This window comes from Nonomuraea turkmeniaca (genome assembly GCF_005889735.1).
GTDB classification, from domain to species: Bacteria; Actinomycetota; Actinomycetes; order Streptosporangiales; family Streptosporangiaceae; genus Nonomuraea; species Nonomuraea turkmeniaca.
This window is the reverse complement of record NZ_VCKY01000558.1, coordinates 1-981: the sequence shown is the minus strand read 5'-3', so window position 1 is coordinate 981 and position 981 is coordinate 1. Positions and strand designations below refer to the sequence as shown.

The 981-nt window shown below is 67.6% G+C and carries 1 pseudogene; it reads right to left on the bottom strand.

Annotated features, from left to right (window positions below):
- Positions 1-981 (bottom strand): annotated as a pseudogene (locus ETD86_RS54500) (DNA-directed RNA polymerase subunit beta); the annotation flags it as partial.

Genomic DNA, 981 nt, shown 5'->3' with positions numbered 1-981 from the left:
CCTTGTCGGTGCACGGACCGTCGGCGATGACCTGGTTGACCTCCACCCGGTCGCCCTCGGCCACGATCGGCTTCTGGTTGAAGCTCGTGCCCTGGTTGGAGCGCTTGAACTTCGCCACGCGGTAGGTGGTCCGCGTGCCGTCATCGTTCATGACCGTGATGTAGTCGGCCGAGACCTCCTCGACCACGCCCGCCTTCCCGGCGATGACCAGGTCGCCCGTGTCGGTGGCGGCACGGTATTCCATGCCGGTGCCGACCAGCGGCGCCTCGCTCTTGAGCAGCGGCACCGACTGGCGCATCATGTTCGCGCCCATGAGCGCCCGGTTGGCGTCGTCGTGCTCCAGGAACGGGATCATCGCGGTGGCCACCGACACCATCTGGCGCGGCGACACGTCCATGTAGTGCACTTCGTTCGAGCGGACGTACTCGAACTCGCCGCCCTTGGTGCGGACCAGCACCCGCCGCTCGGCGAACCCGCCGTCCGCCGAGAGCGGGGAGTTCGCCTGGGCGATCACGTACAGATCTTCCTCGTCGGCGGTGAGGTAGTCGATCTGGTCGGTCACCTTGCCGTCGACGACCTTGCGGTAAGGAGTCTCGACGAAGCCGAAGGCGTTGAGCCGGGCGAAACAGGCGAGGTAGCCGATGAGGCCGATGTTCGGGCCCTCGGGGGTCTCGATCGGGCACATCCGGCCGTAGTGGGAGGGGTGCACGTCGCGCATCTCCACGCCCGCCCGCTCACGGGACAGACCACCCGGACCCAGCGCGGACAGACGCCGTCTGTGGGTCAGGCCGGACAGCGGGTTCTCCTGGGCCATGAACTGCGACAGCTGCGAGGTGCCGAAGAACTCCTTCATGGACGCCACGACCGGGCGGATGTTGATCAGGGTCTGCGGGGTGATCGCCTCGACGTCCTGCGTGGTCATGCGCTCGCGGACGACGCGCTCCATGCGGGCCAGGCCCAGGCGGACCTGGTTCTGGATCA